Genomic DNA, 14,107 nt, shown 5'->3' on the forward strand with positions numbered 1-14,107 from the left:
TTCACAAAAATCCTTTAAGCCCTGAGACCAAGGGCCGAGCACCCGGGGGATGCCTGAGATTCAAATAAATAAAGGAAAAATCACGCTTCAGGTGCAGTCTGGCTGACCGCCATACAAAAACAGGAATTTCCTACAGATGCAGGCTTCAAGAAGAAGCCACATTTCCTACGCTACGCGTCCACAGCGTAGACTTGGCGCCGCTAGCGCCTGACCGATAGGCTTTGTCCCGTCGCTGCCCAATCAGCGGCCCGGGGTCGAAGCCGGTACATCATCAACATGGCGCAACTGCGTCCTCCATAGAAACCGAGGCTTTTTTGCCTTTCGGATTCGCGTTATGGCGGACCGTGTGGCGCGGGCCTCTCGGCTTCCATGTTGATCGAGAATGTTCCGACTTCGAACGCCGCGCGGTTCGCCACCCAAATCTGTCGAAGGATTAGTGGCGGCTCTCATTTCAACATGGAGTAGAAATTGACTATGCACGCGCAAAATTCACCTGAGACCCAGACGCACTTCACCCCTACGGTCTTCACCCGCCACAACCGCTTCCTCCACGCCCTCCTACTCGGTCACCAAGCCTGGTTCTGCACTCAGGATCTGGGCCGCATGATGGGCCATCCTTTGAACCCACGCGTCACCCTGAAACTCGACCCCGACCAACGCCGCATCGTCCGCCTGCGCAAGTACGGCAAAGTTGTCGAGACACCGATGGTCAGCGAATCCGGCATGTACGCGCTGCTCGTCCACCATTTCATCCCGGAAAACCGCAATCTGCGCCAATGGCTGAGCAATGAGGTGATTCCCATTTTGCGAGAAACCAGCTCAGCAACAGCGGAAAACTGCCCGAGCCTGAGCTCGATGCATTGGGCGGGCGTCACCGTGCCGCTGCTGCACTGGCAACAACAGGCTTGGGTGAAATGGCGTGATATGCCGGAGTTGGTGCGCGGTCAGCAGCCATATCAGGTATCGGGTACATGTAGCTGACGGCCTCACTTGGCCCAATGAAAAAGGGGCGGACTCCAGAGCCCGCCCCTTCAATGTTCACCATCTACCTCGACCAATTTCTGACCGAGTCCCTAACAGATGCACAACGCCATCCCTGCACTGCCGCCCATTCTCGAAATCATCCCGAGCGACGAGGGTTTTGCTGAAGACTACCTGCAAAAATTCGTCAAACAATGCGCGGTCGCCAAGCATCTGGACGCAATCCATGTCGGCATCGCCGATGCTGACGCGGGTAAGTTGATTGATCTGGCCACCGTGAAAGCCAAATGGCTTTCACGGTGAACCTCCTGTTTCAAAACCGCGAAACACTCCTCATCGCATCCACCAGATACCGCATCGCAATCCGGTCGCTTTCCGACAACTCCCGGTAACGCTCCACCAGTTTCAGCTCGTCAGGACTGAGCCGGCGTCTTCGCCGGACGTTGGTGAGGCAGGGAAAGATGCCCAACATTTCGGTGATGCCTTGTCCTTTTGTCATGGACGATGTCCTTTTCCAGTACGTCAGAAATTTTCGAAAACCGCATCGCCCTGCTCCTTTAAGCAGCGATTTGAGCCCTGCCGGTCGGATGGGTCGTGACCGGCGATGCCCATAGAATAGAAATTAAATCGGCGCTGAAAAGCTGTTTTTAGAGTAATTAGTCGAAAAAAGCAGATATGCCCTATAAATCAGAAAAGGCTGTGGGATAAGTAACCGTAACGTCTTGTTTCATTGAGACGCTGTCGCGGTGCTATCAATGAATTTTGCAAAATCAGCGAACGGATTAAGCTAGCGGGCATCTGTTACTAGTCCGTAGCGTTTGGCCGAAGGCTTGTCCGAACCGTAATTTCTGATCCAGTACGTGCCAGGAACGGCGCGGGATTGTCCACGACAGGTTGTATCTATGCACCGCAGGAATTTGCTCAAAGCGTCCATGGCCATTGCGGCTTACACCGGCCTTTCCGCTTCCGGCCTGCTCGCCGCACGCGCCTGGGCCGCCTCTGGCGGTGCCGCCGACGGTGAAGCCCAGGCCTTCGACTTCGAGACGCTGAAGCGCCAGGCCAAGCAACTGGCCGGCAGCGCGTATCAGGACACCAAACAGGTGCTGCCGCCGACCCTGGCGACCATGACCCCGCAGAACTTCAACGCGATCCGCTACGACGGCGAGCATTCGCTGTGGAAGGAGAACAAGGGTCAGCTCGATGTGCAGTTCTTCCACGTCGGCATGGGTTTCCGTCAGCCGGTGCGCATGTACAGCGTCGATCCGAAAACCCGCACGGCCCGCGAGGTGCATTTCCGCCCTCAGCTGTTCAACTATGAAAACACTTCGGTCGACACCCAGCAGCTCAAGGGCGACCTGGGTTTTGCCGGCTTCAAGCTGTTCAAGGCACCGGAACTGGATCGGCATGACGTGGTGTCGTTCCTCGGCGCCAGCTACTTCCGCGCGGTGGATGCCACTGGCCAATATGGCCTCTCCGCCCGTGGCCTGGCCGTCGACACCTACGCCAAGAAACGCGAAGAATTCCCTGATTTCACCAAGTTCTGGTTCGAAACTCCGGATCAGAACGCGACCCGCTTTGTGGTCTACGCCCTGCTCGACTCGCCGAGCGCGACCGGCGCCTATCGCTTCGACATCGATTGCCAGGCCGAGCGCGTGGTGATGGAAGTCGACGCCCACATCAACGCCCGCACTGCCATCGAACAACTGGGCATCGCCCCGATGACCAGCATGTTCAGCTGCGGCACCCACGAGCGCCGGATGTGCGACACCATTCACCCGCAAATCCATGACTCGGATCGTCTGGCCATGTGGCGCGGCAACGGCGAGTGGATCTGCCGCCCGCTGAACAACCCGGCGACCCTGCAATTCAACGCCTTCGCCGACACCGATCCGAAAGGTTTCGGTCTGGTGCAGACCGACCACGAATTCGCCAACTATCAGGACACCGTCGACTGGTACAGCAAGCGTCCGAGCCTGTGGGTAGAACCTACAACCGCCTGGGGCGAAGGCTCTATCGATCTGCTGGAAATTCCTACAACCGGTGAAACCCTCGACAACATTGTTGCGTTCTGGACGCCGAAGAAACCGGTAGCCGCCGGCGACTCGCTGAACTACGGCTACAAGCTCTACTGGAGCGCCCTGCCGCCGGTCGGCACGCCGCTGGCGCGGGTGCATGCGACCCGTTCGGGCATGGGTGGATTCGTCGAAGGCTGGGCACCGGGCGAGCATTACCCGCCGGTCTGGGCCCGTCGTTTTGCCGTGGACTTCACGGGTGGCGGTCTGGATCGCCTGCCGCGGGGCACCGGGATCGAACCGGTGGTGACCTGCTCCAACGGCAAGGTGCAGGATTTCAGCGTGCTGGTGCTGGATGACATCAAGGGCTACCGGATCCTGTTCGACTGGTACCCGACCAATGACAGCGTTGAGCCAGTTGAGCTACGACTGTTCATCCGCACCAACGACCGCACGCTGAGCGAGACCTGGCTGTACCAGTACTTCCCGCCAGCGCCGGACAAGCGCAAATACCCTTGATGCGTTGAGCCGTCAGGCCAACGGGCAGTACAAGTGGATATCGTGGGGTTCAAGATCAAACAGCTCGGGATCCGGTTGTTCCAACAACCGGCAACCCTGGCGCTGATAGAACTCCACGGTATTGCGCGACTCGGTGGCCGACACGTACAACGCCCCGGCGCCGACCTCTCGGCCATGCTTGCAAGCCAAGGCGAACAACCGCCCGCCCAATCCCTGCCCGCGCCAGGCACGGCTGATGTGCAAAAACTTCAATTGCCGCATCTTCAAACCCTGATTGTGAATAACCCGGTTATCCACAACCACCGCCGCCACCAACGTCTCTCCATTGAATAGTCCGTGTAGCCACCCGCCGCTGCGCCAGCATTTTTCCAATACCCGCGCATTTTCCTCCGCTTCCCCTTCGGGCCATCCGCGCATGTCGAAACGCGCCGGATACAGAACCAGCTCACCGTTTTCCACGCGATAACACTCCTCGACCAGTTCACTGCGGTCGATCAGCGCCAGCAAAGGCAAGTCCGATTCAGCCAGCTCACGCTCGATCAACATTGCGATCCATTCCTTTGCGATTCCAAACGACAGGCAAGAAAAAACCCGCCGGTTCAATGGCGGGTTTTATAGGCTTTGCGAGCGGTCGGAATCAATCCCGCAGATCAGACTCGTGAATCGGCTGATCCCGATGAGTCGCACGTTGATACTGCGCCGGCCACACCGCTTTGCGTCCGCCCAGGTCATCGTCGGCATGCAGCGGCCAATACGGATCACGCAGCAGCTCGCGGGCGAGGAAGATGATGTCGGCCTGACAGGTCCGCAGGATGTGCTCGGCCTGGGCCGGCTCGGTAATCATTCCCACGGTGCCGGTGGCGATGCCTGACTCCTTGCGCACCCGTTCGGCGAAACGCGTCTGATAACCCGGCCCCACGGGGATTTCAGCGTTGACTGCCGTGCCGCCCGATGACACGTCGATCAGGTCGGCCCCCAAGGCTTTCAGGCGTCGCGCAAGCTCCACGGTTTCATCGGGGTTCCACCCGTCTTCAACCCAATCGGTGGCCGACAGGCGCACAAACACCGGCAGTTCTTCCGGCCACACCGCGCGTACCGCCTCGGTCACTTGCAGCACCAGACGAATGCGATTTTCGAACGAACCACCGTATTGATCGCGGCGCTGATTACTCAGTGGCGACAGAAACTGGTGCAACAGATAACCGTGCGCCGCATGCACCTCGACCACACTGAAACCGGCGGTCAGCGCGCGTTTGGCTGCGGCCACGAAATCCTGAATGACTTGGGCGATCTGGCTCTCATCCAGCTGTTTCGGTTGAGTGTGTTGGGGGTCAAAGGCAATCGGCGAAGGACCCACCGGCGTCCAGCCGCCGTCATCCGGTTTGACGCTGCCATGCTTGCCGATCCACGGCCGATGGGTGCTGGCCTTGCGCCCGGCGTGGGCCAGTTGAATGCCGGCCACTGCGCCCTGCGCGTTGATGAAACGGGTGATGCGTTGCAGCGGTGCGATCTGTTCGTCGTTCCACAGGCCCAGGTCTTCGGCGGTGATCCGCCCGTCGGCCGTGATCGCCGTGGCTTCGGTAAATACCAGGCCAGCGCCCCCCACGGCACGGCTGCCGAGGTGCACCAGATGCCAGTCGTTGGCCAGGCCATCGACGCTGGAGTACTGGCACATGGGCGACACGGCGATGCGGTTGGACAGGGTCAGTTGGCGAAGGGTAAAGGGTTCAAGCAGCAGACTCATGGGGCACCTCTCAAATCAGTGGGCAGGCTCCAGGGTTCTGTTTGAAAAGTCGACGAGTGACAGGAAAAAGGTGCAGCACCCGCCCCCGCGGGCAAAAAATTCGACAAGACGTCACAAGGCCAATCAAGCAGTGCTTAGAGCCTAGTCGACATCCGGGGATGAGGGAGGGTTCAGAAATGAAACAGGACAATTGAAGGCTACTGCGCCCCTTAATAGAGGGGCGCTAAGCCCTTAACGCGGTTCGATGTGGGCAATCATCAACTGCACGGTCTCATTGCCGCGAAACTCGTTGAGATCGAGTTTGTAGGCCAGTTCGACCCATTTGATCGTCGGGTTCGGCCAGATATCGCGATCAATCCCGAAGGCGATACCGTCGAGTTTCACCGAACCGCATTCGGTTTTCAGCACCACTTTCAGGTGCCGCTCGCCAACCACCCGCTGCTCGACCAACTGGAACACACCGTGAAACAGCGGCTCGGGAAAATGCTGCCCCCACGGCCCGGCGTGACGCAGGGCCCGGGCCAGTTCCAGATGAAATTCCTCGACTGCCAGCGTGCCGTCCGACAGCAGGCGCCCGGTCAGGTCTTCTTCGCGAAGCTGCCTACGCACCTCGGCGTCGAAGGCCTCGGCAAACAATGGAAAATTCTCCTGCGGCAAGGTCAGACCGGCCGCCATCGCGTGGCCGCCGTACTTGCTGATCAGATCCGGATGCTGCGCCGCGACCACGCTCAGCGCGTCACGGATGTGGAAACCCTGAACCGAACGCCCCGAGCCCTTTAGCAAACCGTCACCGGCATCGGCGAAGGCGATGGTCGGGCGGAAATAACGCTCCTTCATCCGCGACGCCAGAATACCGATGACACCCTGATGCCATTCCGGATCGAACAGGCACAACCCGAACGGCATCGACTCGACCGGCAAGTCCTTGAGCTGAGCCAGCGCCTCACGCTGCATGCCCTGCTCGATGGATTTGCGATCCTGGTTCATGCCGTCCAGTTGCGCGGCCATTTCCCGGGCCTGCGCAGCGTCGTGGGTCAGCAGGCATTCGATGCCCAGGCTCATGTCATCCAGACGCCCCGCCGCGTTCAGGCGCGGGCCGACGATGAAACCGAGGTCGGTAGACGTGATGCGCGAAGCCTCTCGCTTGGCCACTTCAAGGATCGCCTTGATCCCCGGCCGCGCACGTCCGGCGCGAATTCGTTCCAGGCCCTGGTGCACCAGAATCCGGTTGTTGGCATCCAGCGGCACCACGTCGGCGACGCTGCCCAGCGCCACCAGATCCAGCAGTTCGCCGATGTTCGGTTGTGGCTTGCTCTCGTACCAGCCGAGGCTGCGCAGGCGTGCGCGCAACGCCATCAACACATAGAAAATCACCCCGACCCCGGCCAGCGCCTTGCTCGGGAACTCGCAGCCGGGCTGGTTCGGATTGACTAGCGCATCGGCTTGCGGCAGTTCATCGCCGGGCAAGTGGTGGTCGGTGATCAAGACCTTCAGACCGTGACGTTTCGCAGCCGCCACACCTTCCACGCTGGAAATACCGTTGTCGACGGTGATCAACAGTTGCGGCTCGCGGGTCATCGCGACTTCGACGATTTCCGGGGTCAGGCCGTAGCCGTATTCGAAACGGTTCGGCACCAGATAATCGACGTGCGCCGCGCCCAACAAGCGCAAACCGAGCACGCCCACGGTGCTGGCCGTCGCGCCGTCGGCGTCGAAGTCGCCGACGATCAGGATCCGCTGACGCTGCTCCAGCGCCGTCACCAGAAGGTCCACCGCCGCATCGATCCCTTTGAGCTGCTGGAACGGAATCAGCCGCGCCAGGCTCTTGTCCAGCTCCGCCTCGGACTGCACGCCCCGCGCCGCATACAGGCGGGTCAGTAGCGGTGGCAGTTCACCGAGAAACGGCAGAGTGGCGGGCAACGGGCGAGGATCGATACGCATGGGGTGACAGAAGCTTCTCTTGAATACGTGGGATTTTTCGGGAGTAACGCGGATTTAGCCGCGCTCGCCTTGCAGCCAGGTGAGCTGGACTTCGTGCTGACCGCGATCGTCGGTGACGAAGATCGTACCTTCGCTAATCATCACGTCCCACTTGATGACGCGAGGCATGTCCTGGGCCAGGGTTTCCAGCACTTCCTGAGGAACAGCGGCAATGTTGACGTTCTTCAGGTTTTTGATCGCCGGAATCACCTTGCCTTCCCAGACACGCAGGCTGCCGTAGGCCAGCAGGCTGGTACGCTCGGTGCGACGGGAGCACCAGGTCAGGCGATCCGCATCTGGCTGGCCGACTTCGATCCAGTGCAGAACGCGGTCATCCAGGCTCTTTTCCCATAGCGCAGGTTCATCCACGTCCGACAGACCACGACCGAACGACAGTTGCTCGTTGTACCAGAGCGCGTAGGCCAACAGGCGTACGGTCATGCGTTCTTCGGTTTCCGAAGGGTGACGGGCGATGGTCTGCTTCACGTTCTCGTAGACGCTGCGGTCGAGATCGGTGAGGTTCAGTTCGAATTTGTAGGTAGTGGACGGCTGGGCCATGAACGGGCTTCTTGATACGAGGAAAGTCGGCAAGTCTAACCGATGCTGTAGGCAATCCACGAATTGATGGCGATCAACCTTGCGCGACTGACAGCCGGCTATGTTAAAACGCTGTATCTGCTCAGCCTTGTCCTACAGGATCTCGCATGCCGTTCGCCAACAAACCGCTCAGCGGTCTGAAAGTCATTGAATTGGGTACTTTGATTGCCGGGCCGTTTGCTTCGCGCATCTGCGGCGAATTCGGCGCCGAAGTGATCAAGATCGAGTCGCCGGACGGCGGGGATCCGCTGCGCAAATGGCGCAAGTTGTACGAAGGCACCTCGCTGTGGTGGTTCGTCCAGGCACGCAACAAAAAGTCCCTGACGCTGAACCTGAAACACTCCGATGGCCTGGCGATCCTGAAAAAACTGCTGGGCGAAGCCGACATCCTGATCGAGAACTTCCGCCCCGGCGTCCTGGAAAAACTGGGCCTGAGCTGGGAAACCCTGCACGCACTGAACCCGAAACTGGTGATGGTGCGCCTGTCCGGTTTCGGCCAGACCGGACCGATGAAAGATCAGCCTGGGTTTGGCGCAGTCGGCGAATCCATGGGCGGCCTGCGTTACATCACCGGTTTCGAAGACCGGCCGCCGGTGCGCACCGGGATTTCCATTGGCGATTCGATTGCGGCTTTGTGGGGGGTGATCGGTGCGTTGATGGCCCTGCGTCATCGCGAGGTCAACGGCGGTCTCGGCCAGGTGGTGGATGTGGCGTTGTACGAAGCGATCTTCGCCATGATGGAAAGCATGGTGCCGGAGTTCGATGTGTTCGGCTTCATTCGCGAGCGCACCGGCAACATTATGCCGGGCATCACACCCTCCTCGATCCACACCAGCGCCGACGGCAAACACGTGCAAATCGGCGCCAACGGCGATGCGATCTTCAAGCGCTTCATGCTGATCATCGGCCGTGAAGATCTGGCCAATGACCCGGCGCTGGCCAGCAATGACGGGCGCGACAGCCGTCGTGACGAGTTGTATGGGGTGATCGACCGCTGGGTGAATTCGCTGCCGCTGCAAACCGTGCTGGATCTGCTGAACCAGGCCGAAGTGCCCGCCAGCCGGATATTCAGTGCCGAAGACATGTTCAACGATCCGCAGTACCTGGCCCGGGAAATGTTCCTGCACGCCAAACTGCCGGACGGCAAACCCTTCAAGATGCCGGGCATCGTGCCGAAACTCTCTGATACACCCGGCACGTCCGAATGGGTCGGACCGCAGCTCGGTGAACACAATGCGCAGGTACTCCACGATCTTGGCTACGACGAGAAGCAGATCGCCCGGCTGCGCGAAGACGGAGCCATCTGAGCTGAAGCGCCTGATGCCCTCGGCCACGAACCGCGCCCACCATTGGTGGACCTGGCGGTTGTTCGGCCTGCTATTTCTGCTGGTGCTGCCGGCGTGGGCGCAGGCCAAACCGACGTTGATCTGGCTGTTGCGCGACCTGCCGCCGCTGACGATCTTCGAAGGCCCGAAAAAGGGCCAGGGCGTTATCGATCAATTGATGCCGATGCTGATTGCCGGCATGCCGCAATACGACCACACCTTGATGCGGGTCAATCGCGCCCGCGGCATTCAAATGCTTCATGAGCATCCCTTCGCCTGCGACCCGTCGCTGATCTGGAACAAGGAACGGGCACAGTGGATCGCGTTCTCCATCCCTGCGTTTCGCGCGGTCAGCAATGGTCTGGTGGTGCGTCAGAGAGATCGCGAAGTGCTGGAGCCGTTTCTGGTCGAGGACGAAGTCGATCTGTCGGCGTTTCTGGCGAACGGCGAGCGAAAAGTCGGAGTGGTGGCGGAACGCAGTTATGGCGAGTACATCGATACATTGCTGCATAAGGCACCAACCGGCGCGCTGACGCCCCACTACGGCAACGATGCGCTCAGCAGCCTGCTGTCGATGCAGCGTCTGGGGCGTTTGCAGGTGGTGCTGGGTTACTGGCCGGAAATCCGTTACCAGGCGCGCCAGGCCGAGATCGCCGAGGACGAACTGCTGTTCTTCCCGATTCGCGGCACGGGCAAGTACCTGTCGGGCCATGTCGGCTGCACCGACACCACGGCGGGCCGGCAGGCGATCACGGAGATCAACCAACTGTTGCGCACCCTGCCTCACGACCACCTCAACCAGCTCTACGCCGACTGGCTCGACCCCGAGCGGCGCCAAGACTACCTGGAAGAGGCGCGGATTTTCTTCGAGCAGCAAGCCGCGCAGTGAAATCCGGACAAAAAGAAACCCCGAGAAGTGGGGAGACGACTCGGGGTTAAACGTGGTCTGTATCAAAGACCCGTAGCAGCAAGCGACAAGCACCGGAGCACAATGCTTGATCCTGCTGTTACGGGGTCTGACTGATCGGGATGCAGGAAGGTTCCCACAATTGAAAAATCAGTTTTCAGAGGGACGGGTGCTTGTCGAGGGCTGCGTTTCGCAACGCGGCGATCACACAGGGTTCCAGCCGGCCTTCGGCAATCAGGATGTCACGGTGCAGGCCGTCGACCACATCCGTCAGTTGGCGCTTGTCGCTCAATTGCGCCTGATTGAATTCGCGCTCCACCACGATCGCGCCGCTGCCGTTCTTCAAGGTCACCAGGCATTCGCCGTGGCGACCGCGAGGGGTCAACGTCACCTGATACGGGCTCAGAGCCTCACCGAGCAATAGACTGATACTTTCCATCTCGATCTCCACTCAATAGTCCGAAAACACAGTGTCTGGGGCGTGTTCACAGTAAATGACCACCGGCCCGAGAGGAAAGTTCTGCTCGTCGCCGGCCTCTCCCGGAGCGTCACCGGCCTATCGGAGCATGCATGGTGAAGATGACAGAAAAATAACCATGGGGGTCAAGCGTCGACGCAATGCCGGGGGATGGTCATGTAGGTGTCCAGCAACGCCCTCATCAATACCGCCGAGACCGGCGTGTGCAGACGCCCCAGCAAGGTGATCCGGTGCTCGCCCAGCAGGGTTTCCAGATCATCCAGCATGGCGGGCGCCACAGCCCCCACCATAATCAGTGCCCGCGCTGCTTGCCGGTCGGCCAGATGCCGGATCAGCGCCAACCCGTCGCCGCTCTGCAACTGTGGATTGCACACGGCGATGTCGACGGCCCCGCGGCGCTCCAGTGAACGCTTTGCCGAACCCAGCGACGGTGCGGTCAGCACATCGTAGATACCGATGGCGTTGAGCATCTGGTGCAACGCCATCAACTGGAACGGGTTGGGTTCGAGAATCAGGATCTTGAGCGAGCGCATGGGACGACCTCTGGAACGACAATCGCGGATTCACGCCGCAGTGGCTTGTCACTCTAGGGTGTTCGTCCTAAGCCTCCCATCAGAAAAGTAGCCGCGTTTTATAGGACTTTTCCCATCTTTAATGCAGACATCGACACCCGCTCTCCTTCCGCCGCTCGGTGATGTCCGTCCAGCCCCCGAGCAGGCCGCGCAGTTTTCCATCGACACTGTAAAACGGCACCGTCCATTGATAGATCTGACGGGGCCCGCTCTTGAACATCAGTTGCCGCTTGCTGAAGCGTGTTTTACGCGTACCCAGTTGCGCCATGAATTCGTCATGCAGCATCAATGCCGTGGCCTGTGGCAGTGCATCGAATTCGAACAGCATCCGGCCCTGCACCTGCTCCAGCCGGACCGACAGCGCATCTTCATAACTGCGGTTGCACATGATCAACCGGCCCTGCAGATCGCGAACGAACACAGGGTCAGGCATCGCATCGATCAATGCGTGTTGAAAGGCCAGTTGATCACCCAGGCCCTTTTCAGCCTCCCTGCGCTGTTTTATTTCGGTAGCGAGTCGACGATTCCATAGCAGCGAAAGCAGGCCTAACACCCCGAGTGCCCCCATCCCCCAGCATCCCCACTCGATCAGCCGAGCGCGGAACGACGGTGCCGGCGCAGGTGAGACTCCGTCCAGCCACTTCAGGCGCATGGCACGCAGTTCGGCCGCCGAGAAAGCGCCCAAGGCTTTGTTGAGGATGCTCACAAGCTCGGGTAGCCCCTTACGTACCGCCAGATGGTCGGCCTCCCACTTGCCCTCGACGAGACCACCGACCCTGAGCAGGCCGGAGGGAAACAGCTGAGCGCCGATCTCGTTTTCGATGGTGGCGTAAGCCTCGCCACTTTCGACCAGCGCCCGAGCCTCGGCATAGGTCTTGACCGAGCGGATCTCGATCGACGGGTAGTCACGTCGAATGCTGTCCTCCAGCGCATGTCGGGCCGGCAGCACCAGGACTCGCTTGGCCAGCATCTCGAGCGACCGTATTGCCGGCTCGCCCGAATGACCGACGAACACCCACCCGGCACCGCCAAACGCGTGACTGAACTCCAGAAACGCCTTGCGCTCGTCGTTCATTGCCAACGTCGTGCTGATGTCGGCCACGCCACTCTGGAGTCGTTCCAGCATGTGGTCGGTGGAAAACGACTCCTGATGGACGAACTGCAATCCGGTCATGGCGCTGATGTGCTTGAGTACATCGTTGTTCAAGCCGCTCCACTGGCCATGCTCGTCCTGAAACAGATACAACGGGTATTGCACCGAGGCGACGGTCACCCGTGGGTTATCTCGAATCCACTGACGCTCATGCTCATTCAGCTCGATGGGCTGAACCGCCTCCAGCGCATCGGAATGCTTCGTCAGATGGGCTGCTTCGATCCACTGCGACAACCCGAAGCAACCCAATAAAAACAACCAGCACAGAGCTGGTTTCAATCCTGAAAAAAACCGCATTGCCACATCCTTCGTCATCGACTCGCCCGTCCTTGGTGGGCGAAACGCGCGCAGTGTGGCATGCAAAAACAAGAAAGCCCGTCAGGAGACGGGCTTCAAAATGTGACAGCTTTGCGGGCTTAAAGAGGCTTGCCGCGGTTGCCATGCTGGCTGACAAAGGCTTGCACGGCTTTGAGCTCGTTCGCCAGCACAGTGCAGCGCTCTTCTCTCTCAAACAAATCAGAAAGATGTGCAGGTAGTTCGAGAGCTTTTCCTACACCGGCTTTCTCCACCGCGTCCGGGAACTTGACTGGATGCGCCGTGCCCAGAATCACCATCGGGATGTCCAGGCTGCGGCGGCATTCGCGAGCGGCTTTGACGCCGATGGCGGTGTGCGGATCCAGCACTTCACCGGTCTGCTCGTAGACTTCGGCGATGGTTTCGCAGGTTTGCGCATCGTCCACAGCCAGCGAGTCGAACAGTTTGCGTGCCTCGGTCCAGCGTTCCTGTTCGACGCTGAAGCCGCCGCCCTGCTTGAACGAATCCATCAGGCCGGCAATCGCCGCGCCGTTGCGACCGTGCAGGTCGAACAGCAGGCGTTCGAAGTTCGACGAGACCATGATGTCCATCGACGGCGACAGCGTGGCGTGCAGGGTTTCCTTGACGTACTGGTTGCCGCTCATGAAGCGGTGCAGGATGTCGTTGCGGTTGGTGGCGACGATCAACTGGTTGATCGGCAGGCCCATGTTGCGCGCCAGGTAACCGGCGAAGATGTCGCCGAAGTTGCCGGTCGGCACCGAGAACGACACCGAACGCGCGGGGCCGCCCAATTGCAGCGCTGCGTGGAAGTAGTAAACGATCTGGGCCATGATCCGCGCCCAGTTGATCGAGTTCACTGCCACCAGACGGGTGCCCTTGAGGAAGCTCTGGTCGGCGAAGCTGGCCTTGACCATTTCCTGGCAGTCATCGAAGTTGCCTTCGATGGCGATGTTGTGGATGTTCTCACCGAGGATGGTGGTCATCTGCCGACGCTGCACTTCGGACACACGGTTGTGCGGGTGCAGGATGAAGATGTCGACGTTTTCGCAGTGCTTGCAGCCTTCGATGGCGGCCGAACCGGTGTCACCGGAGGTGGCGCCGACGATGACAACGCGCTCGCCGCGCTTTTCCAGCACGTAGTCGAGCAGGCGACCGAGCAGTTGCAGGGCGAAGTCCTTGAACGCCAGGGTCGGGCCGTGGAACAGCTCCAGCACCCATTCGTTGCCGTTCAGCTGACGCAGCGGCGCCACGGCGTTGTGGGCGAACACACCGTAGGTTTCTTCAAGAATCTTTTTGAAATCGGCGTCCGGAATGCTGCCGGTAACGAACGGGCGCATGACGCGAAAAGCCAGCTCGTGATACGGCAGGCCGGCCCAGGAAGCGATTTCTTCCTGGGTGAAACGTGGCAGGTTTTCCGGGACGTACAGACCGCCGTCGGTGGCGAGACCAGCCAGCAGGACGTCTTCGAAATTCAGGGCCGGTGCCTGGCCGCGGGTACTGATGTAACGCATGACTGACTCCAAT

General features: G+C 60.0%; 14 protein-coding genes. 5 read left to right on the plus strand and 9 right to left on the minus strand.

Annotated elements, in window-relative coordinates; genetic code table 11:
• Positions 1 to 474 precede the first annotated feature (474 nt).
• Together K5E37_RS01325 and K5E37_RS01330 are read left to right on the plus strand one after the other, a co-directional pair.
• Positions 475 to 981 (plus strand): Bro-N domain-containing protein, encoded by a 507-nt coding sequence (locus K5E37_RS01325; RefSeq protein ID WP_221532948.1) that lies wholly within the window; start codon positions 475 to 477, stop codon positions 979 to 981.
• 99 nt (positions 982 to 1,080) lie between these two features.
• Positions 1,081 to 1,284, plus strand: coding sequence for a hypothetical protein (locus K5E37_RS01330; RefSeq protein WP_085609154.1), 204 nt, complete (start codon positions 1,081 to 1,083; stop codon positions 1,282 to 1,284).
• A 10-nt stretch (positions 1,285 to 1,294) separates the two neighbouring features.
• Here the strand turns inward: K5E37_RS01330 and K5E37_RS01335 are convergent, their stop codons facing one another.
• A complete protein-coding gene (locus tag K5E37_RS01335; protein WP_007954656.1) occupies positions 1,295 to 1,480 on the minus strand; it encodes a hypothetical protein in 186 nt (61 codons plus the stop codon).
• 403 nt (positions 1,481 to 1,883) lie between these two features.
• Here K5E37_RS01335 and K5E37_RS01340 point away from each other — a divergent pair, with 403 nt between their 5' ends.
• Positions 1,884 to 3,512: a glucan biosynthesis protein D gene (locus tag K5E37_RS01340; RefSeq protein ID WP_221532937.1), complete on the plus strand. Its 1,629-nt coding sequence runs from the start codon at positions 1,884 to 1,886 to the stop codon at positions 3,510 to 3,512.
• A gap of 12 nt (positions 3,513 to 3,524) precedes the next feature.
• Here the strand turns inward: K5E37_RS01340 and K5E37_RS01345 are convergent, their stop codons facing one another.
• The 4 genes from K5E37_RS01345 to K5E37_RS01360 all read right to left on the minus strand — a co-directional run bounded on the left by K5E37_RS01345 (position 3,525) and on the right by K5E37_RS01360 (position 7,794).
• Complete coding sequence (locus tag K5E37_RS01345; RefSeq protein ID WP_221532938.1) at positions 3,525 to 4,058, minus strand: GNAT family N-acetyltransferase; 534 nt, start codon at positions 4,056 to 4,058, stop codon at positions 3,525 to 3,527.
• Positions 4,059 to 4,149: 91 nt separating this feature from the next.
• A complete protein-coding gene (locus K5E37_RS01350) occupies positions 4,150 to 5,256 on the minus strand; it encodes an NADH:flavin oxidoreductase/NADH oxidase (RefSeq protein ID WP_085609151.1) in 1,107 nt (368 codons plus the stop codon).
• A 231-nt stretch (positions 5,257 to 5,487) separates the two neighbouring features.
• Entirely contained in the window at positions 5,488 to 7,197 is a 1,710-nt protein-coding gene (gene recJ / locus K5E37_RS01355) for a single-stranded-DNA-specific exonuclease RecJ (protein WP_221532939.1), read from the minus strand.
• Between the two features lie 54 nt (positions 7,198 to 7,251).
• Positions 7,252 to 7,794: a YaeQ family protein gene (locus K5E37_RS01360; RefSeq protein WP_007954646.1), complete on the minus strand. Its 543-nt coding sequence runs from the start codon at positions 7,792 to 7,794 to the stop codon at positions 7,252 to 7,254.
• A 146-nt stretch (positions 7,795 to 7,940) separates the two neighbouring features.
• On the opposite strand from K5E37_RS01360, the gene K5E37_RS01365 reads away from it, so the two are divergent.
• Both K5E37_RS01365 and K5E37_RS01370 read left to right on the plus strand, forming a co-directional pair.
• Positions 7,941 to 9,140, plus strand: a complete 1,200-nt coding sequence (locus K5E37_RS01365) for a CaiB/BaiF CoA-transferase family protein (protein ID WP_221532940.1) — start codon at positions 7,941 to 7,943, stop codon at positions 9,138 to 9,140.
• 13 nt (positions 9,141 to 9,153) lie between these two features.
• Positions 9,154 to 10,047, plus strand: a complete 894-nt coding sequence (locus K5E37_RS01370) for a TIGR02285 family protein (RefSeq protein WP_221532941.1) — start codon at positions 9,154 to 9,156, stop codon at positions 10,045 to 10,047.
• A gap of 175 nt (positions 10,048 to 10,222) precedes the next feature.
• Here K5E37_RS01370 and K5E37_RS01375 read toward each other — a convergent pair whose 3' ends face one another.
• From K5E37_RS01375 to thrC, 4 genes are all read right to left on the minus strand, one after another.
• On the minus strand, positions 10,223 to 10,504 hold the full coding sequence (locus K5E37_RS01375; protein WP_007954641.1) for a DUF3509 domain-containing protein: 282 nt from the start codon (positions 10,502 to 10,504) through the stop codon (positions 10,223 to 10,225).
• 164 nt (positions 10,505 to 10,668) lie between these two features.
• Complete coding sequence (locus K5E37_RS01380) at positions 10,669 to 11,076, minus strand: DNA-binding protein (RefSeq protein ID WP_221532942.1); 408 nt, start codon at positions 11,074 to 11,076, stop codon at positions 10,669 to 10,671.
• 118 nt (positions 11,077 to 11,194) lie between these two features.
• Positions 11,195 to 12,565 (minus strand): transporter substrate-binding domain-containing protein, encoded by a 1,371-nt coding sequence (locus K5E37_RS01385; RefSeq protein WP_085609147.1) that lies wholly within the window; start codon positions 12,563 to 12,565, stop codon positions 11,195 to 11,197.
• Between the two features lie 119 nt (positions 12,566 to 12,684).
• The gene (gene thrC, locus K5E37_RS01390) at positions 12,685 to 14,094 is read right to left on the minus strand and encodes a threonine synthase (protein WP_007954636.1); all 1,410 of its coding nucleotides are present in this window, start codon (positions 14,092 to 14,094) and stop codon (positions 12,685 to 12,687) included.
• Positions 14,095 to 14,107 lie beyond the last annotated feature (13 nt).

Source organism: Pseudomonas sp. RIT778 (assembly GCF_019718735.1).
Lineage (GTDB): Bacteria > Pseudomonadota > Gammaproteobacteria > Pseudomonadales > Pseudomonadaceae > Aquipseudomonas > Aquipseudomonas aphyarum.